This is a genomic window from Acidipila rosea, from assembly GCF_004339725.1.
Taxonomy (GTDB): Bacteria; Acidobacteriota; Terriglobia; order Terriglobales; family Acidobacteriaceae; genus Acidipila; species Acidipila rosea.
Map to the genome: position 1 here is coordinate 658,442 of NZ_SMGK01000002.1, position 18,148 is coordinate 676,589.

The 18,148-nt window shown below is 60.9% G+C and carries 15 protein-coding genes; 3 read left to right on the forward strand and 12 right to left on the reverse strand.

Features of this window, described 5'->3' with window-relative positions; all coding sequences use genetic code 11:
• Positions 1 to 9: 9 nt before the first annotated feature.
• Positions 10 to 450 carry a (deoxy)nucleoside triphosphate pyrophosphohydrolase gene (locus C7378_RS07865; RefSeq protein WP_131994353.1) on the reverse strand — a complete coding sequence of 147 codons (441 nt, stop codon included), beginning with the start codon at positions 448 to 450 and terminating at the stop codon, positions 10 to 12.
• A gap of 244 nt (positions 451 to 694) precedes the next feature.
• Here C7378_RS07865 and C7378_RS07870 point away from each other — a divergent pair, with 244 nt between their 5' ends.
• Together C7378_RS07870 and C7378_RS07875 are read left to right on the forward strand one after the other, a co-directional pair.
• Positions 695 to 1,810, forward strand: a complete 1,116-nt coding sequence (locus tag C7378_RS07870) for a WD40/YVTN/BNR-like repeat-containing protein (RefSeq protein WP_131994356.1) — start codon at positions 695 to 697, stop codon at positions 1,808 to 1,810.
• Complete coding sequence (locus C7378_RS07875; protein WP_131994359.1) at positions 1,807 to 2,103, forward strand: MoaD/ThiS family protein; 297 nt, start codon at positions 1,807 to 1,809, stop codon at positions 2,101 to 2,103. The genes C7378_RS07870 and C7378_RS07875 overlap by 4 nt, the downstream gene beginning before the upstream one ends.
• Positions 2,104 to 2,116: 13 nt before the next feature.
• On the opposite strand, the gene C7378_RS07880 is transcribed toward C7378_RS07875, so the two are convergent.
• The 10 genes from C7378_RS07880 to hutH all read right to left on the reverse strand — a co-directional run bounded on the left by C7378_RS07880 (position 2,117) and on the right by hutH (position 15,552).
• Positions 2,117 to 2,542, reverse strand: a complete 426-nt coding sequence (locus C7378_RS07880; protein ID WP_131994362.1) for a cupin domain-containing protein — start codon at positions 2,540 to 2,542, stop codon at positions 2,117 to 2,119.
• Between the two features lie 91 nt (positions 2,543 to 2,633).
• Positions 2,634 to 3,950, reverse strand: a complete 1,317-nt coding sequence (locus C7378_RS07885) for a DUF5666 domain-containing protein (protein ID WP_165876710.1) — start codon at positions 3,948 to 3,950, stop codon at positions 2,634 to 2,636.
• 421 nt (positions 3,951 to 4,371) lie between these two features.
• A complete protein-coding gene (locus C7378_RS07890; RefSeq protein WP_131994368.1) occupies positions 4,372 to 4,812 on the reverse strand; it encodes a MamS/MamX family magnetosome protein in 441 nt (146 codons plus the stop codon).
• Between the two features lie 16 nt (positions 4,813 to 4,828).
• On the reverse strand, positions 4,829 to 5,419 hold the full coding sequence (locus tag C7378_RS07895) for a hypothetical protein (protein ID WP_131994371.1): 591 nt from the start codon (positions 5,417 to 5,419) through the stop codon (positions 4,829 to 4,831).
• Positions 5,420 to 5,525: 106 nt separating this feature from the next.
• Positions 5,526 to 8,489, reverse strand: a complete 2,964-nt coding sequence (locus tag C7378_RS07900) for a glycosyl hydrolase 115 family protein (RefSeq protein WP_207901374.1) — start codon at positions 8,487 to 8,489, stop codon at positions 5,526 to 5,528.
• A gap of 50 nt (positions 8,490 to 8,539) precedes the next feature.
• On the reverse strand, positions 8,540 to 9,667 hold the full coding sequence (gene argE / locus C7378_RS07905) for an acetylornithine deacetylase (protein WP_131994374.1): 1,128 nt from the start codon (positions 9,665 to 9,667) through the stop codon (positions 8,540 to 8,542).
• Positions 9,664 to 11,043: a formimidoylglutamate deiminase gene (locus C7378_RS07910; protein WP_131994377.1), complete on the reverse strand. Its 1,380-nt coding sequence runs from the start codon at positions 11,041 to 11,043 to the stop codon at positions 9,664 to 9,666. The genes argE and C7378_RS07910 overlap by 4 nt, the downstream gene beginning before the upstream one ends.
• Positions 11,040 to 12,287: an imidazolonepropionase gene (hutI, locus tag C7378_RS07915; RefSeq protein ID WP_131994380.1), complete on the reverse strand. Its 1,248-nt coding sequence runs from the start codon at positions 12,285 to 12,287 to the stop codon at positions 11,040 to 11,042. The genes C7378_RS07910 and hutI overlap by 4 nt, the downstream gene beginning before the upstream one ends.
• Positions 12,284 to 13,942, reverse strand: coding sequence for a urocanate hydratase (gene hutU, locus C7378_RS07920; RefSeq protein ID WP_131994383.1), 1,659 nt, complete (start codon positions 13,940 to 13,942; stop codon positions 12,284 to 12,286). Before hutU ends, hutI begins: the two co-directional genes overlap by 4 nt.
• Positions 13,939 to 15,552 carry a histidine ammonia-lyase gene (hutH, locus tag C7378_RS07925; RefSeq protein WP_243648133.1) on the reverse strand — a complete coding sequence of 538 codons (1,614 nt, stop codon included), beginning with the start codon at positions 15,550 to 15,552 and terminating at the stop codon, positions 13,939 to 13,941. The genes hutU and hutH overlap by 4 nt, the downstream gene beginning before the upstream one ends.
• Positions 15,553 to 15,622: 70 nt before the next feature.
• On the opposite strand from hutH, the gene C7378_RS07930 reads away from it, so the two are divergent.
• Positions 15,623 to 16,087 (forward strand): Lrp/AsnC family transcriptional regulator, encoded by a 465-nt coding sequence (locus C7378_RS07930; RefSeq protein WP_131994386.1) that lies wholly within the window; start codon positions 15,623 to 15,625, stop codon positions 16,085 to 16,087.
• Positions 16,088 to 16,170: 83 nt separating this feature from the next.
• Here C7378_RS07930 and C7378_RS07935 read toward each other — a convergent pair whose 3' ends face one another.
• The gene (locus tag C7378_RS07935) at positions 16,171 to 17,760 is read right to left on the reverse strand and encodes a carboxylesterase/lipase family protein (RefSeq protein ID WP_207901375.1); all 1,590 of its coding nucleotides are present in this window, start codon (positions 17,758 to 17,760) and stop codon (positions 16,171 to 16,173) included.
• Between the last annotated feature and the right edge of the window lie 388 nt (positions 17,761 to 18,148).

The window sequence follows — 18,148 nt, forward strand, 5'->3', positions numbered from 1 at the left end:
CAGGAGCCGTTAGAGAAGCTTGCCGGCGGCCAGATCGCGGACGAGCCCGCGGTCAGCGGCGAGGAAATCATAGGACGGCAGCTGGTCGAGCGCGCACCAGCGCAGTTCATGAAAGATCCGGTTTTCCAGCTCACCCTCAAAGTGGTGAACGGCGAAGAACCGGAGATCGACTGCGCCGCCCTTGCGGTAGGTGTGCCGGGTGTGCGCCACCTCGCTCCCGATGGAAGCGGCAATGCCAAGTTCTTCGTTGAGTTCCCGGAACAGGGCCTCTTCAGCGCTCTCACCGGGTTCGATCTTACCCCCGGGGAACTCCCACTTGAGGGCCATGGGCTGGTCGGGACGGCGCTGGCATATCAGGACCTCACCCCCGCGCAGGATCAGGGCCGCTGAGACGAAGCGGACGCCTCGCGCTTCGGGGAGTATTTCGTTTTGTAGGACGTTTTCCTCCACGCTCTTATTAGTTTAGACGCTTGCACCTCAAAGGTGATACCTCGGCGGCCCGGCAATCGCACAAAGGCCCAGGGAACGCGGAACTACGGTCATCCCCGGGTTGCGAATTCGCCCGAAAAAGATGGAACTTTCTCCTACCGGTGCGGCGTATGCTTATCGACAAATCTTTTTGCCGGGGCCGACGAGTGCTGCGCGGCGAGTCGAATTCACACCTACGCGACGGGATCCTTGAGAGGAGCGAGATATGAGCAAAGTGAGAGTGCTGGTTGGTACCCGCAAAGGCGCCTTCATCCTGAATTCGGATGGCAAGCGGCAACAGTGGGACGTCAGCGGACCCCACTTCGGCGGCTGGGAGATCTATCACATGAAAGGATCGCCGGTTGATCCGAACCGGATCTACGCCTCTCAGTCCAGCGGCTGGTTCGGGCAGCTGATCCAGCGCTCCGACGACGGAGGCAAGACATGGGAACCGGTCGGGAACAAGTTCGCCTATGCAGGCGTGCCCGGCACGCACCAGTGGTACGACGGCACACCCCACCCCTGGGAGTTCAAACGGGTGTGGCATCTGGAGCCGTCACTGCATGACCCGGACACCGTCTACGCGGGCGTCGAAGACGCGGCCATCTTTCGGACGACGGACGGCGGCAAGGCGTGGGAGGAGATGCCCGGACTGCGCGGTCACGGATCAGGGCCGCACTGGCAGCCGGGAGCCGGAGGCATGTGCCTGCACACCATCCTGCTGGATCCCAGCGATCCGCAGCGCATCTTCATCGCGATCTCGGCAGCAGGCGCGTTTCGCACGGACGACGGAGGCGCGACCTGGAAGCCGATCAACCGCGGGCTGCACTCGCAATACATTCCCGACCCCAATGCGGAGGTCGGCCATTGCGTTCACCACATCGCGATGAATCCTGCGCGCCCGGGGGTGCTCTTCATGCAGAAGCACTGGGACGTGATGCGCAGCGATAATGCCGGGGACAGCTGGCAGGAGGTAAGCGGCAACCTGCCCACCGACTTCGGGTTCGCCATCGACATTCATTCGCATGAACCGGATACGGTCTACGTGGTCCCGATCAAGAGTGACTCAGAACATTATCCGCTTGAGGGGAAGCTGCGGGTCTTCCGCAGCCGCACCGGCGGAAACGAATGGGAGCCGCTCACCAAAGGCCTGCCGCAGCAGAACTGCTATGTAAATGTGCTGCGCGATGCGATGGCCGTCGACTCCCTCGACGATTGCGGCGTTTACTTCGGCACCACGGGCGGACAGGTCTACGCCTCCGCCGATGGCGGCGACAGCTGGAATGCCATCGTGCACGATCTGCCTGCCGTGCTGTCAGTCGAGGTACAGACGCTGCCGTGATCCGCATACTGCTGCCGGCCCACCTGAGGACCCTCGCCCGCATCGACGGCGAACTGCTGCTTGCGATCGAGGGCGAGGCCACGCAGGGCTCGCTGCTGAGCGCCATCGAAGGCCGCTATCCCCAGCTGCTGGGCACCATTCGCGACCAGATCACGCTCCAGCGGCGGCCGTTTCTGCGCTTTTTCGCCTGTGAGCGTGACCTCTCCCACGAGGCTTCCGACACGCCCCTGCCGGGGCCGGTTGTCGCTGGAGAAGAACCGTTCATCATTCTGGGAGCGATCGCGGGAGGATAGCCGCGATCGCTCTTCACTTCTGGCTACGGATGAAGCTCTCAGGCGTGCCGTCGGCAGGATTCACAAAGACAATGTCCTTCGGGTCGCGGCGGGGCGTGTCAACCGAGAGGAAGACGACCGGGCCTTCGAAGATCTCCGGCATGGCATGCACCGTGCCCCGCTTGAAGAAGAGAAAATCTCCCGGCGCGAAATCTCCGCTGTTCGACGCATCGCCCATCCAGAAAGAGCCTCGCCCCGAAAGCACATAGAGGTACTCGTCGCAATTGACGTGGTAGTGCGGCGGGGTCTCGCGGTAGACGCGGAAGACACGCGCGCTGGCGGCCTCCTCGTTGGTGAGGTACTCGTCCAGCAGCATCGTGTCGGCGGTCTCGGGAAAGGACTGCGCGATTTCGTTGAGGTTAAAGCGCCGGCCAGCGTGGAATTTCTCTTCGGGAAGCATGGAGATAGTTTCCCAGCTTAGGGCGGTACAAGGCAAAAGCGCCCGGCTTTTTGCTGCCGGGCGCTCGTGTGTGGATGTACTCCCGGAAGACTCAGTTGTCTCCTGTGCTGTTGCCGGACTCGGGACTCTCCGGAGTCTCGACCTTGGCTATCTCAGTTGCGTAGAGAGTGTAGCCGCCCTTGGTGTCTACCAGCAGAAACCCATGCACCTCGATACTCGCACCAGCCGCTAGCGAGGCAAAGGATGCTGCCGTGAGACTGCCGCTGTAGTCGGTGCTTTGACCGGCAACCGTGGCCAGTGAAGTGATCTTGCTGTAGGTCGTCAGAAACGCCGTGCCCGGTAGCGCCAGTGTGAAGTGGTAGTCCAGGCTGGAACCCACGGGCGCGGCCACGAGGGAAGCAGGGATACTCTCCGCAGCGAGAACAATCTTCTGCGCCTGGAGTGCGCCGGTGCTTCCACCCGAGCCCGTAACCAGAACAGACTGGCCCGGAAACAGCTCGGCAGCGTTGAAGGAAGTCGAGCTCAGGCCAGTCTGCTGCGCGTCTTCAGGAAGATCGAAGGTCGTCGCGGAGCTTACGTCAACGCTGATGCTGGTCGTCGCGCCTACTGCACCGAAGCCCTCCCTAGGCACCATGGTGAACGCCGTGACGGCCCCGGTGCTGTCCTGCGCTACGCTGACGATGATTCCCTTCGCTCCGTCCTGCTGCTGCCCCGAGGAGTCGCCCTGCGACTCGGGAGTGATCATCTGCGCCAGGATCGTTCCGTCTGTCTGCGTCTGTCCCTGCACCTGAACAATCGAAGCGGGTTGAATCGAGGCGATCGTAACTCCGCTGGGAAACTGCGTTGAGCTATTTACTGAAAACGAGAACTGCCTGCTCGAGTCACCGGATGCAACCGTGATGGCGGAGGAGCTCACGGCAACGACCGCTCCCGTTACCTCCACATGACGATCGCCGCTGTTTTCGCTGCTCACCTGCGCGCCAGATGTATTCATCGCCGGATTGAATGTAACTGTGCTTCCGGCAATGTTGAAAGACTGCGCGAGATTGAAAGCGAGCTGTAGTTGTACCTCGCCCTGCGAGCTGACTGCAAGTGCAGGGCTCAACGCCACCGTAACTGCAGGTTGAGCTATGGATGCACTGGCAGTTGTAACCTGCCCGGAGCTATTTATGTAAGTCACCTGGGCGGCAGATATATTCAGCGTCACCGAACTATAAGTACCGAATGCGAGATTGGTGATCTCGATAGGCTCCTGCAGTGCTCCGAGGCCGGATAACTCGACCGTCTCAGGCTGCGCCAGCACAGAGGCGCTGCTCCCACTGCTTCCCTGCCCCAGAGTTATCCCTGCGATAGTAGCTTTAGCGGAGAGGATATTGCCCAGCGGCGCATCACTGACAGTGACCACCATGGGCGCCGCACCGGCTGAAGCTGCCGTGGAACCGGCGCCTGTTGAAGCGGAACTGCAGCCTAGCAAGGCACAGCAGCCTGCAAACGAAGCTATAACTAAAGAAGCTTTACCTCTGAACCAGCCGTTCATTCTTTCCCCTCATGAAGTACATCTCGAGACTAGAAAGTCCTCGGAAGCTATGACATTGAAGCGCATTGCTATAGCTACCTATCGACGTTATCGAGGAAAGCTGAAGTACTTAATGCTGGTGTGCACCTGTTCAGGAGGAAAGAGGGATTACTTCCGTACGGCCTAGCAGCTAACCCTTGCTATGGGATGAATGCGTTGAAAGAATCTGCAGCCAGCAGATAGCTGATAGTAACAAGGGAGCAGAGATGGCCTGGCACTTATGCCAGGCCATCTCTGCTCCGCCACACGGAACTCAGTTGCGGCCGCCGCGTGACCATGCAGGAATCCCCTGCGCATTTCGCAGGGTCAGCTCGGACTCGCCCTTCTTGATGGTGCGCGCGATCAGAGCGTCTGCATCATTGAACTTGACCTTGGATCCAGTTATCTCAACCTGATCCCCTTTCGCCAGTTCGAATTTCTTTTGCGTCAGGAACCATGAAGGGCCTACATGAACGTCCATCACCCCTTCGGCAGTTTTAAGCTGCAGATGGGTTCCGTTCCAACCCCTGCGGCCGGTTACCTGATTGACGGCTTCGATGGTTCCGCTTACCGTCGTCTCGGTCGCCGTGTTGTACATCAACGACCGGCGCGTGGGTGTATCTGTGGTCTGTGCGCCCACATACATAGCCGGCGCCAGGATCACCATGGCGAGCAAGATAGACAGAGCATAGAAGTAGCGCTTGTGTTTGATCATGATCTTCTCCCTGTTGTTACTGGTTCCGCAGACTTAGATCTTCGCCCATGCTGCGATACTGCCTCTGATATTCATTCATGTCCCGCTCCATGTTGCGCGCCTGCTCAACGATGCGCTCACGGTTGGGGTTCGATTTTGCGAGTTCTTCATCCATGTTCTTCATGCGCGTGTTGATGCGGTCCTGGGTTTGCTGCATCACGCGCGAACGCTGCTCCACTGCGGCCCGCTGCTGGGTGTTGAACCCATGCATTACCTGCTCATTCTGCTGCTGCATGGTTTGCAGTTGCTCTCGAAGCTGGTCGCGCTGCTGCCGCGCCTGGTCTGCATTGAATGCAGATCCGCTGGTGGTCCTCGCCATATCGCGCACCTGTGTACGGGCTCGATCCATGCTCTGGCTGCCCAACTGATATTGCTGGCGCTGCTGACCGGTTGCCTGCACACGGAGCCGGTCACGCTGCTGCTGAGTGATGCGGCTTCTGGTGCTCGTCCGCGGCTGGCTCTGCCTGGTGCTGCTCTGACTCGGCGCACGGCTGCCACCGGGTCGCTGCGCCATGAGCGCAGCGCTTACCAGAAGAATCATAAGTGCGATACCAATTCTCGATTTCATATTTCCTCCATCATTGTCGCCACAACTTCATTAGAGAATGGCGGCGATAGAGTGAGATGTGATCGAGATCACCAGACAGGAATAGAAATGCCGACTGGTTCTGCTTCTAGTTATTAGAAGCTTGCAGATTGTGATAACTCTCCGGGGGCCCGAGATAGCTGGGCGCAACTGAACCATGGCTAACTACGAGCTTCTCAAGCACAACGCCGGGATCGACCATCCAGAACTTCAAGGTGTGATAGCCCGGCGTGTTTACGGAGAGAGTGGAAGTCACTTTTCGCACGCCATCCTTCACATCTGTGGCCCAGTTCTTTTCAGAGTCGTGCGCGAGTGCATCCACCAGCAGCGGAGGCTGGTCGTCAATGGAGAGCATGTATCGCAACCCGCGCCCGGGAACGAAACGTAGCGTCGGCGCAAGAATTGCCTCGATGTTGAACTTGCCGCTGTCGAAGAGGTACATCCTGTACTCCAGTGAGGCAGATGGCTGAGGCGGCAGTACGCTCTGTGCCGTGACCGGCATGACGGTCATGCCTGAGAGCGTCTCACCAAAGTCAGGAATACGCTGCCAGTGGATTGGCCTGGCACTGGTCCTGGCTGTGAAGTGCTCTGCGTTGATCGAAACGTAATTCTCGTTCTCCACGAAACCCTGGAGCGATGCCCGTGTGAGAGCCGAGGGATTTCGCTCAACGACGGCGATCTTCACCGCCGCTCCGTTGCGCTGCTCAATCGTGATGATGCCGGAGGCTGTGCCGGCAGGAGCGCTTGACCAGTCGATGGCGGCGGTCAACCGTTGCTCCTTATCCACGGCGCCATGAGTGGAACTGAGCATGATCCAGGGCTGATCGGCCTTCACCGAATACTCGAAGGGTTTGATGCCTCGGTTGAACACATCAATGAAGCGGGTTTGCCGGTTGAAGCTATCGAACGGAGGCAGCCGCAGAGATGCAGAGTTATCGGTGGCGGCGATCGCGGAGCCATCCACGGCCACCGCCATCTTCGCGTCCGCATCCGGCTGCACCTCGCTCACGGCCGGCATTGCATTGAGTGGAGGCTCGTTCCAGAAGGTATACCCGATGTGAGTCTGGCTCATCATCTTGTCCCACTTGCCATGGGCCAGCGTGTGGTTGTAGGCATAGGTGAGGTCGGCATCCTCCTTGAACAACACTCGCGCCTGCGCCGCCAGATCGTTGGTGCTGACTCTTCCCTGCGCAGCATGCAGATGGTTTCTGCCAGCCGTGATGTACAGTTCATTGACAATCGCCGAGGCTTTAACCGGATAAAGCACCAGTTCAAAGTAAGCATCGCGGCTCTCCACTGGAAGCTCTTTGTAGATCGCTTCCGCCTGGCGGGTAAGCTGCTCCCAGCCTGCATAGACGCGATCCGCCTCCTGATAATGAACCAGGCTGAAAGTATCCGGCTCGAGTAATTCCGGCTTACGCCTGCCGTTGTATTTGGTATATTTCGCGACAATCTCAGCTATCTCTGCGGCATGCTGGGGACCGAACTCGCGCGCTGCCCACAACTGCGTGAACTCCGAGAAGTTGTCCTGATTCCAGCGCGATGGATCGCGTGCGTAGTCGAGGAAGAACTCGATCGGAAACTCCATGGGCTTGAGGTCGCCCACGTTCACAATCCAGATGCGATTCGCTCCATACTCATGCGCCAGGTGCATCTGCTCCCACACCTTGGGGATGGGATTGGTGTTGAGCCACTTGTAGGAGCGCGGATCGCCGACATAGTCGAAGTGATAGTAGATGCCTGCGCCGCCGCTGCGCTTTCTCTCTGCAGGAGTCGGCAACCGGCGGATATTGCCCCAGTTGTCGTCGCACCACAGCAGGGTGACGTCGTCGGGAACGCGCATGCCCTTTTCGTAGTAGCCCTGCACCTCTTTGTAGAGCGCCCACACCTGCGGATCAGCAGCCAGTGTCGGGGTAAGATGCTGCGAGATGATCTGTCTCTGCTTCGCCACGATCTTTTCGAGCAAGGCAACGTTATCCGTCTCTGACATCGGCATATCGCCGTCGCCGCGCATTCCCAGAGTGATCGTGCTTTCGTAGTTTGCATTGCGCTCGATTCCCTTCTCCCAGAAGGAGTCGAGTACCGCGGCATTCGTCGAATAATCCCATGGCCCGGTGCCGTGGCGCTTCCACTCCTGCTGTGCGCGCAGCATGGGTTCATGGTGAGAGGTGCCCATGACGATGCCGTATTCGTCAGCCAGCCGGGGGTTGAGAGGATCGTCTTCATTGAATGCGTTGTTCCACATGGCGGGCCACAGGTAGTTAGCCTTCAGTCGCAGCAGAAGTTCAAAGACCTTCTCATAAAAGAGATGGTTGTAGCCGCCGAACTTCTCATAGACCCAGCCGGTCAGCGACGGAGCTTCATCATTCAGAAAAATGCCGCGATACTTCACAGCCGGCTCGCCCTGGATGTAGCGGCCATCTTTGACAAAGAGCGCAGACTGGCGCCTGACGGGAACATCTGCCCACCAGTACCAGGGCGAGACGCCGATCTGTTCTGAAAGGTCATAGATCCCGTAGATGGCGCCGCGCTTGTCGCTGCCCGCAATCACAAGCGCGCGCGCGACGCCCGGCAGTGGATGGGAGACAACCTGGATCAGCGTTGACTCCCACTTGCCCCTGATCTGGCTTACATCAATCTTGTGCTCTCGAATGAGGCGGTCGATGACTTCGCTTCTGCCGATGGTTCCGATAAGAATTACGTTGCCGGAGAGCGACTTCCTCGCCTGCAGAAAGTCCGGGGTTACGCCGCTGACCCTGTTGATGTCCTGCTGCAGGTCGTGCGCGGCGCGGGTTACGCCTGCGTAGTCGCTGCTATCCACATAGAGCTTTGCCGCTGCGCCAGCCTGCACCAGCGTAAAGCTGCCGGGGGAAGAAGCCGTCTCCACATAGCGCGGCTGACCCAGCGCGAAACAGCGCGGCGCGAGTGAGGCAAGGATGAGAACACCGAGGACAGTGCAGACGCGCTTGAAGCGCGCGGGCTGCGCGATGCGCGAGCGGGAATTCCAAAGAGAAAGACTGGAGAAGCACATAAGCCTTACCTTTGTAGCCATTAAAGCGATTTATTGCAAGGGCGGCTTTGCCCTGCCGGGCAGCGTGCAAATCATGTGGTAGTCATCAACGCATGAATCACAGCTACTGCCTGCTCCAACTCGGCCACGGGAACGCACTCGCGGCTGCTGTGCGCGCTGCGCATATCGCCGGGGCCGAAGACCAGGACCTCCTCGGCGATGGAGGACAACAGGCCGGCCTCAGAGCCGAAAGGAATGGAGGTTGCCGCGCGGCTGGTGAGCCTCTCAATGTCACGAACGAGCGAAGCATCTGCATCGGTCTCGAAGCCTGCCTGCTGGCGAAGAATGCTCACTGCGTATTCGATCCCGGAATGCTGGAGGCGTTGCAGATCGGCAATCTCTTTGAGGCCTGCGGGCACGCGGCCGGGAGCCTGCCCTGGGATGGGCCGCCACTCCACCAGGAACTCGCACTGGCCAGGAACGATGTTCTTGGCGGAGCCTCCATGAATGGTGCCGACGTTGAGCGTGGTGAAGCCGGGCGTGAAGAAGCTGTGCTGCTCCGCCTGAAGCTCTTCACTGAACTGCTCAATTGCGGTGAGGAGGCGCGCAGCCGCGTAGATGGCCGAAGCGCCCTTCTCAGGGTGCGCGCTGTGCGCTTCTCTGCCGGTGACGGTGATCTTTGCGAGGCAATATCCCTTGCCGGCTCGCGCGGCGTGAAGCGATGTGGGCTCGCCGATCACCACCCGCCGAGGGGAGACGACATCTGCGGCGAGCAGATGCGCAGCACCGATGCAGCCGATCTCTTCATCAGCGGTGAGAATGATGCGAACGCTGCCGGAGCACCGCGCCATCGCGACCTCTCCGGCTGCACTCAGCAGGCACGCAAGGAAGCCCTTTACATCGCAGGCTCCGCAGCCGTGGAGCTCACCGTCTACGATCGACGGCTGAAGCGCGCCCTGCCAGTCCGCGGAGTAAGGGACCGTATCCGTATGGCATATAAAAGCGAGGTCGACGGCTCGATCTGCGATCTTCTGGCCCGGCGGAGCGGCGATCAGGTTGAGCTTCTCAGTACCTGCTGCGTCGCGATAGGCGAGCTCCTGCGTGCTCCACCCTGCGGCGCGCAGCGAGCACACAACGTAGTCGATGATGGGACGGTTCGAGAGGTTCGAAACGGAAGGGATGCGGATGAGATTCGAGAGGTGTTCAACGACAGAAGTCATGCGCGCTCCGACCACACTTTGCGATGCACTACTTTGTAGCGTTCTACGATCTCCTCGTCGAGCGGATGCCTTCCATCACGGAGAATCATTTTGCCGTTGACGACCACATCGCGAATCGCACTGCGATTCAATCCAAAGGCGAGGATGGAGAGCAGGTCATCCGCAGAATGCCCTGCAATGGATGAGTCGTTGCGATCGACGGTGAAGAAGTCGGCATAGTTGTCGTGAGACAAGGAGCCTGCTGCCACCTGCAGCGACTGTGCACCGTTGATGGTCGCGCAGTCGAGCAGACGCGCAGCCAGCGGCTCATGACCAACCTGGTCAAGAATAGCGCGCTCCTGCTGCTGCAGCCGAAGATGATAGTCCAGCTCACGCGCATCTTCGAGAGGATCAATCTGCGCCTGGCTGTCAGAGCCAAGCGCGATACGAATTCCCGCGCCGAGGACTTTGTCGGCTGCGAGGATTCCATCGCCGAGGTTGCGCTCCGTGGTCGGGCATGAGCAGATCGTTGCGCGCGCGTCGGCGAGCATGCGGATTTCTGCGTCGGTGATATGAATCGCGTGGACAGCGGTAAAGTCCGCTCCGAGCAACCCCTCTCTGGCGAGCAGGGACACCGGGGTTGCGCCATATTCGCGCAGGCAGGCTGCGTTTTCCGCGAGCTGCTCCGCCACGTGCATGTGAAGAGGCAACTGCCGGTCACGCGCCCAGACTGCCATCTGATGAAGATCGGCAAGGGGCACTGCGCGAATGCTGTGCGGCGCTACACCGAATCGCACGCTCTCCGATGAGGGTTGCAAGTCTTTGAGCAGGGCGTCCATGTTCGCGAGGAACTCTGCCGTCGTCTCGAAGAAGCGCGTCTGGCCCGGGTCTTTTGGCAATGCAAAGCCGGACCGCAGATACGCCGTGCGCAACAGCACGATGCGTATGCCGACCGATTGCGCTGCGGCAATCACCTGCCGGGCCAGCAGGTTGGGATCGGCATAGGGACGGCCGTCGGGTGCGGTATGCAGGTAGTGGAATTCACCCACGGTCGTCGTACCTGCGCGAACCATTTCAAGAAAGGCCATCCGCGCCACGTCATAAACATCTTCAGGAGAAAGCCGCGCAGCGGCGTGGTACATGGTTCCCCGCCACGACCAGAAATCGCGCCCGCTTACCTGGCGCGATTCCGCCTTGCCGCGAATGAGCCGCTGAAAGGAGTGAGAATGCGTGTTAACGAAGCCGGGCAGCATGGCCTTGCCTGCCAGGCTGACCGTTGCCGTCTGCGCATCAGGTGCGGCTTGCAGGATGCGTCCTTCTTCGCTGACGAGCAGGGCTGCGCCATGTTCAAAGCTTCCGCCGCGATAGAGAAGGTCAGGGCGATAGGCTGTGTTCACAGGGCTTCCTCGAGTGACGATGTATGGATTTTTTCGCCGCCTATCCACACTTCGCGCACCGGGTTCGCACCCATGGTGTAGAGAAGCTCGCGCCAATCGGCGCCATGCAGCACTGCAAAATCAGCGGGCAATCCGGCCTCGATGCGACCGGCATCGCTGAGCCCAAGCGCGTGCGCAGCGTTAGCCGTTCCCGCAACCAGCGCTTCATGCATGGTCAGGCCATTTAACCTGACGGCCAGCCCCAGCGCAGACGCTGTTGAGAAGAGCGGGCTCGAGCCTGGATTGAGATCTGTGCCGACAGCTACGGCTGCGCCCGCATCGATGAGTTTGCGTCCGGGTGCGCATGCGATTCCCAGATGAAGCGATACGCCGGGCAGAAGCGTGGCGACGGTGCGGCTGCCGGAGAACAACGCGAACTGATGCGGCATCGATGCTTCGAGATGATCGACGCTGCATGCGCCGAGCCGCAGCGCTGTTTCAAGGCCGCCGACGGAGTGGAACTGCTCGGCATGCATCTTGATGGCGAGACCGTGCTGCAGCGCGCATTGGAGGACGCGCTCCGCCTCGTCAGCCTGCCATGCCTCGCGCTCGACGAAGATATCGACCGCTGTAGCGAGCCCTCGGTGCGCGACCTCGGGTATCAATTCGCTCCTGAGCTGATCGAGGTAAGGCGCGCGCTTTTCTCGATCCGCAGGCGGCACATGGATGAGAAGCGTCGGAAGAATTCGTGCGCGTGTTGCGAGCGCAAGAGCCTGTATGGCTTCGAGCATCCTGATCTCTTCCGACGGAGTAAAGCCATAGCCCGACTTCACTTCAATGACAGTCGCGCCGGAGGCAACCAGTGCGGCGATGCGAGGCCGCGCCAGGGCGACGAGTTCCTCGGTCGTTGCGGTGTTAGTGGCTCGGATGGTGCTCCTGATGCCGCCACCACGCGCAAGTATATCTTCATAGGCAACGCCGGAGGTTCGCGCATCGAAGTCAGCCAGCCTGCTGCCCGCCCAGATTGCGTGCGTGTGCGGATCGACGAGGCCAGGCACAACCGCGCGGCCGCCAAGATCAAGGGTGGAATGCGCCTCGCCCTGCCAGGCGGCTTCTCGCCCTGCCCAGACAACTCGGCCGTCGGCGATGGCAATGGCGGCCTGCTCAGTGATAGCAAGTTCGCTCATCTGCGAACCATGCTTTGGCCCTGCCCCGATGGGCGAGGCGAGTTGCGAAATTCCTTTGATAACTTTGTCTGCTCTCATCGCAGGGCCGGCATATCGAGACCGCGATCCCGTGCCACTCCTTTCGCCTTTTCATAGCCTGCGTCTGCATGGCGAATGACACCCATCGCAGGATCGTTGGTCAGGCAGAGCCGCAGCCGCTCTTCGGCTTCGTCGCTGCCATCGGCGACAGCGACCAGGCCGGCATGTTGACTGTAACCCATGCCCACTCCTCCGCCATGATGAAAGCTCATCCAGCCTGCGCCGCTGGCGATGCCGGTAGCGAAGTTCAGCAGCGCCCAGTCGGAGACTGCATCCGAGCCGTCGAGCATCGCCTCCGTCTCGCGATAGGGGCTGGCTACCGAGCCCGCATCGAGATGGTCCCGACCGATGACGACAGGCGCGGCCAGCGTGCCCTCACGCACCATTCTGTTGAAGAGCAGGCCTGCCTTGTCGCGCTCCCGATAGCCAAGCCAGCAGATGCGCGCGGGCAGCCCCTGAAAGGCTACCTGGCTCGATGCGAAGCCTAGCCACTCCTGCAGGCGGCGATCTTCAGGAAAGAGCTTGAGCAGGGCTGCATCTGTTTTCGCGATGTCTGCAGGATCGCCGGAGAGAGCGACCCAGCGGAATGGTCCGCGGCCTTCGCAGAACGAGTCACGAATGAAAGCAGGCACGAAGCCGGGATAGGAGAAGGCATCGCTGACTCCCGCGAGACTGGCCTGCGTGCGCAGATTGTTTCCGTAATCGAAGGCGATAGCGCCGCGACGTCGCATGGCAAGAATGGCTTCGACATGTTCGGCGATGGAGCTGCGCACGCGCTGCGTATAGGCGGCGGGGTCATGCGCGCGCAGGGTGTTGAGATCTTCATCAGGCCGCGAGATGGGGAGGTAGCCCCAGAGCGGATCGTGCGCGCTGGTCTGGTCCGTGACCAGCTCCGGCGTAAACCCGAGGCTGACCATCTGCGGGAGCACCTCTGCGGCGTTGCCCTGCAGCCCGATGGACAGGGCTGCGCCGGTGCGCTTCGCCTCCTGCGCCATGGCCAGAGCCTCCGTGAGTGAGGCGGTCGCGCGGTCGAGATAGCGGGTCTTCAGCCGCCGCTCGATGCGCACCGGATCGACCTCAACGCAGATGCTGACACCACCGGCAAGCTTGACCGCGAGCGGCTGTGCGCCGCCCATGCCGCCGAGCCCGGCAGTGACGGTGATGGCGCCTGCGAGCGATCCGCCGAAGTGCTGCGCGGCTGCGCCTCGAAAGGTCTCGTAGGTTCCCTGCAGAATGCCCTGCGTGCCGATGTAGATCCACGATCCGGCGGTCATCTGGCCGTACATCATCAGCCCCGCGGCGTCGAGCCTGTCGAACTCCTCCCAGTTGGCCCATTTGGGGACCAGGTTGGAGTTGGCAATCAGCACGCGCGGCGCAAGACGATGCGTTTCAACCACGCCCACCGGCTTGCCCGATTGCACCAGCAGGGTCTGGTTGTTTTCCAGCCGGTCGAGCGTTTCAATAATCCGGTGATAGCACTCCCAGTTACGCGCGGCTTTGCCGCGGCCTCCGTAGACGATCAGCTCTTCCGGCTTCTCTGCTACCTCCGGGTCGAGGTTGTTCATCAGCATGCGCTTGGCTGCTTCCTGTATCCAGCCGCGGGCGGTGCGGGTGTTGCCGCGCGGTGCGCGAATCGGCGTATAGGCGGATGTCATTGGCAGGCCTCGGCGTGTTCGAGATGGACGATATGGCGAAAGGGATCCCCGGCGAGAAAGCGGTCTGCCTTCTCCATCGCGACAGACAGCACGCAGTCCTCTCTCCAGGCAGGAGCCTGTCTGCGAAAGAGCGCCTTCGCTTCTTCAAGCGCGGGAGTGCTTGTATCCTGGCGCAGGTCGAGAGCGCGCGCGGCAGCCAGCAGTTCGATGGCGATGACCATCCGGGCGAGCTTGAGCCCCTGTTGCAGCTTGAGCGCCGAGGTCATGCCCATGCTCACGAAGTCTTCCTGATTGCCGCTGGTGGGAATGGAGCCCGTCGATGCGGGGCTGGCCAGCACGCGCAACTCCGCAACCAGCGCGGCGGCGGTGACCTGCGCCATCATCAGTCCGGACTCCAGGCCGGGCTGCGACGCGAGAAACGCAGGAAGCTTCTGGTTAAGCGCGGGGTTGAGCAGGCGCTCTGTCCGGCGCTCGGAGATGCCGGCAAGCTGGCAGAGGGCAATCGCGAGATAGTCTAGCGCGAGCGCCAGCGGGGCGCCGTGGAAATTGCCTCCGGAGAGGATGGCGCCCGCCGGGTTCGCATCATCGCCGAGGAAGACCAGCGGGTTGTCGGTTGCGCTGTTGAGCTCGATTGCAAAGACCCGCCGCGCCTCGGTGAGCGTATCCCAGAAGGCGCCGTGCACCTGCGGAACGCACCGCAGGCAATAAGCATCCTGAATGCGGTCACCACCCTCACCCTGCGTCCGCGGAATCGTGCTCCCTTTGAGCAGATCGAGCAGGTGCTGTGCACTGCGCACCTGTCCCGGGTGAGGACGGGCCGCATGCAGCCGCGGATCATAAGCGGCAGGGGTGCCGCGCAGCGCCTCCATGGTCAGTGCGGCGGTCGTCTGCGCGGAGTAGAAGAGGCCTTCCATCTCCTCCAGTTGGAGGCAGCCGATGGAGAGCATCGCCTGTGTGCCGTTGAGCAGCGAAATGCCCTCTTTGCCGCGCAGCTGCAGCGGCTGCAAGCCTGCACGCTGCAGGCAGCGGTCGCCGGGCAGCACCTCGCCGCGATACTCGGCGAAGCCTTCGCCGATCAACACGAGCGCCATGTGCGCCAGCGGAGCAAGATCGCCGCTCGCGCCTACGCTGCCGCGCGAGGGAATGATTGGCGTGATGCCGTGATTCAGCAGATCGCAGATGCGCTCGGCAACCACGGGGCGGATGCCGGAAAAACCCTTGGCCAGTACATTGGCGCGGATCAGCATCATGCCCCTAACGACGTTGCTCGGCAGCGGCTCGCCCACTCCGCAGCAGTGGGAGCGCACGAGGTTCACCTGCATCTGGTCGATCTCCGGCTCGGCCAGGCGAATGTTTGCCAGCAGACCGACACCGGTGTTGAGCGCATAGACTGGCGCAGAGCCGCACATGGCAGCTTCGACATAATCGCGCGAGGCGCTCATGGCGGCCATCGCCTGCTCGGAAATACGAACCTGCTCAGCACGATTGGCCACCGCAACCACATCGTCCACGGTCAGGCTTTGACCATCGAGAACTATCATGACCAAAGCGTAGTCAGGCGGAGAGAACAGATACAGATGGATTCCACGGTTCTTGGGTCGTAGCAGCAACGAATCCACCCTTAAATCGGAATAAAGTGGAATAATCCACTTGGATGGTCGGCTTTCAGGAATGAATCCAATGAGACAGGATACTCGGCTGGACGAAATTGACCGGAAGATTCTGATAGAGCTGTCGGCAAACGCGCGGGTGCCGTTTGCGGAGCTGGGCCGCAGAGTCGGCCTTTCGCCCTCTGCAGCAATCGAGCGCGTCCGCCAGCTGGAGAGCGACGGGCTGTTGCATGGATATCACGCGGAGATCGACCTGAAGGCGCTCGGCTACTCCATCACGGCGTTCATCCGCCTTACATGCGACGGCACCCGCTACCGGCCATTTCTGAAATTCATTCAGACGCTGGATCAGGTGGTGGAGTGCCACCACCTGACAGGAGGGGACGCATTTCTGCTGAGGGTCGTGCTCTCTTCGACAGCGGAGCTGGAACAGCTGATTGAGAAGCTGCTGCCCTACGGCATGCCGACGACCAGCATTGTGCTCTCCACCCCGCTCCAGCGGAGGCAGGACGCGCACCTGCTGACGAAGCGCTGAAGGGCGCGAATCAGGGCGATTCGCCGAGGATCGGAGCGGTGCGCCCCCAGGGCTCGATGACGAGACCTGGGGGTGTCGGCCGTTTACTGCAGGATGGAGGGATACAGTTCGTGCCAGAAGCGGCAGTTGTGCGCTGCATCGGCATCGAAGAGCCCCACCTTGCCGGGCTCAAAGCGGATCACATCCTTCGGCGACTGAAACTTCTTCCAGTCCGGCGACCCGGGAGCAACGGGCTTTCCTGTCGCGGCAAAGCTCGTCCAGTAGTCCATCATCTGGCCTGCGAGATGCTGCGAGCCGGCAGCGAGGTCCGGGCCATCCAGCTTGGAGGTGTTGGAGAAGTGCGGGAAGAAGTAAGGCAGCTCCGAGGAGTGGACCGCGCCCATGGCAAAGCCTGGATCTTCGGTTACGGGTGGCGCAGCGGGATCGGCAAATTCGAACTCATAGACCGGCACCCATTTTGAAGCCAGCTTGGCCGCTTCAAGATCGATGCAGCTGTTGAGCCCGTTGCTGGGGATGAAGTCCGACATGACGGTGCCCAGGGCTTGCGCCGGCGTGGGGTAGGCGCTCACCGGATACTTCTCCGCGACCCGCTCGGCCTTGTCGCCGTAGAGGGCCTTCAGGTGGGCCATGTAATTTTCGGCGGTGACAGGATGTCCGGCCTTGATGTCATAGGCGAGGAAGAGCAGAAGCTCGTAAGTATCCGCACCATTGATGATCGGCACATGGACAAACTTGCCGGTTCTGAAGGCCTCAGCTCCCTGCAGTGGAATAGCCTTGGTGCCCGCGGTGGGAACGTAGGTCATTACATCGCTGCCGGCTACCTTGGTCGCCGCCTCCAGCAGCTGCTTGACCGGTTTGCTGCGCATACAGCTCACTGCAGTGGGGCCATCGGGGCAGCCGACCAGGGCCGCGACCTTTTCTCCAACCTTGCTGGCTTCCTGCACGGTGCGCAGATGATGCACGCAGCCGCCAGACTGGATAATCGCCCGCTGGAACAATCCGGTGGTCTCGCCCGGCGAAATGACATGCATGCAGGCGGAAGCCGCGCCCGCCGATTCGCCGGCGATCGTGACGTTGTGCGGATCGCCTCCGAATCTCGCGATATTGCGCTGCACCCAGCGAAGAGCTGCGCGCTGGTCTTCGATTCCGTACATGCCGTTCCAGTCAGGGGCGAAGTCAGGGTGCGCCATGAAGCCGAAGACGCCGAGCCTGTAGTTCATGGAAACCACGATGGCATTGCCGCTCTTCGCCATGTGTCCGAGGGGATAGAGTGAACTCGATCCGCCGACGAAGACGCCGCCGTAGATCCACACGATGACGGGGCGCCTGGTGGCGCTGGGATGATTCTCAAGAGGCACCGCAACGTTGAGAAAGAGGCAGTCTTCGTTGTAGCCAGCCTCGGTCAGCCCGTAGCGTGACACCTGGGGGCAGCCGTTTCGGAATTCGGTAGCGTCGAGGGTCTTCTGCCACGGCTTGACGGGCTGGGGAAGTTCCCAGCGAAGTTTACCCACGGGCGGAGCAGCATAGGGGATGCCCTTGAACTCAAGAACACCGTCGCTGATCTTACCGCGCACCGGTCCCTTGTCGGTATTCACAATCAGCGATGGCGCTGAGGCAGTGCTCGCGCTCTGCGCAAACGAGAGGGATGGAAGGGCAACTAAAAATGCTGACAAGAGAATCCGGCCGCACAAGTGCTTCATAGTTTCGTTCTTTCCTCGGTGAACCTTCTGTTGAAATCTGCTGCTGCTCCGCGCCACGCCCTGAGACGTGCCGCGAAATGACATGGCTTTGACCTCTTTCGCTGGTCAGGCTCGGGAGTTCATGCGGAGATCGGGAGCGGCGCAAGGCTCTCCACCAGCCCGTGAACCACGGGTCTGCTGGGCAAGAGGAAGGGATGGAATCAAGCCCTGCCCTGCTTCACGTCGCAACGACTGCCGCGACATGCAGCGGCAAACAGCCTTGTGTCCGCTGCCTGCACTGCCTGCCTTAGCTTGCCGAATAATGCTGTTTATCTGGCGTGTTGCGGTGAAGCTATCAGAAGGCGGCAAGGCCTTTCAATGG

What these genes read in the sequence shown, in the direction of transcription:
- C7378_RS07870 (WP_131994356.1), top strand. Translation starts at nt 695, where the DNA reads ATGAGCAAAGTGAGAGTGCTGGTTGGTACCCGCAAAGGCGCCTTCATC.
- C7378_RS07880 (WP_131994362.1), bottom strand. Translation starts at nt 2,542, where the DNA reads ATGCTTCCCGAAGAGAAATTCCACGCTGGCCGGCGCTTTAACCTCAAC.
- C7378_RS07885 (WP_165876710.1), bottom strand. Translation starts at nt 3,950, where the DNA reads ATGGTGGTCACTGTCAGTGATGCGCCGCTGGGCAATATCCTCTCCGCT.
- C7378_RS07890 (WP_131994368.1), bottom strand. Translation starts at nt 4,812, where the DNA reads ATGATCAAACACAAGCGCTACTTCTATGCTCTGTCTATCTTGCTCGCC.
- C7378_RS07895 (WP_131994371.1), bottom strand. Translation starts at nt 5,419, where the DNA reads ATGAAATCGAGAATTGGTATCGCACTTATGATTCTTCTGGTAAGCGCT.
- C7378_RS07900 (WP_207901374.1), bottom strand. Translation starts at nt 8,489, where the DNA reads ATGGCTACAAAGGTAAGGCTTATGTGCTTCTCCAGTCTTTCTCTTTGG.
- argE (WP_131994374.1), bottom strand. Translation starts at nt 9,667, where the DNA reads ATGACTTCTGTCGTTGAACACCTCTCGAATCTCATCCGCATCCCTTCC.
- hutI (WP_131994380.1), bottom strand. Translation starts at nt 12,287, where the DNA reads ATGAGAGCAGACAAAGTTATCAAAGGAATTTCGCAACTCGCCTCGCCC.
- hutU (WP_131994383.1), bottom strand. Translation starts at nt 13,942, where the DNA reads ATGACATCCGCCTATACGCCGATTCGCGCACCGCGCGGCAACACCCGC.
- C7378_RS07930 (WP_131994386.1), top strand. Translation starts at nt 15,623, where the DNA reads ATGAGACAGGATACTCGGCTGGACGAAATTGACCGGAAGATTCTGATA.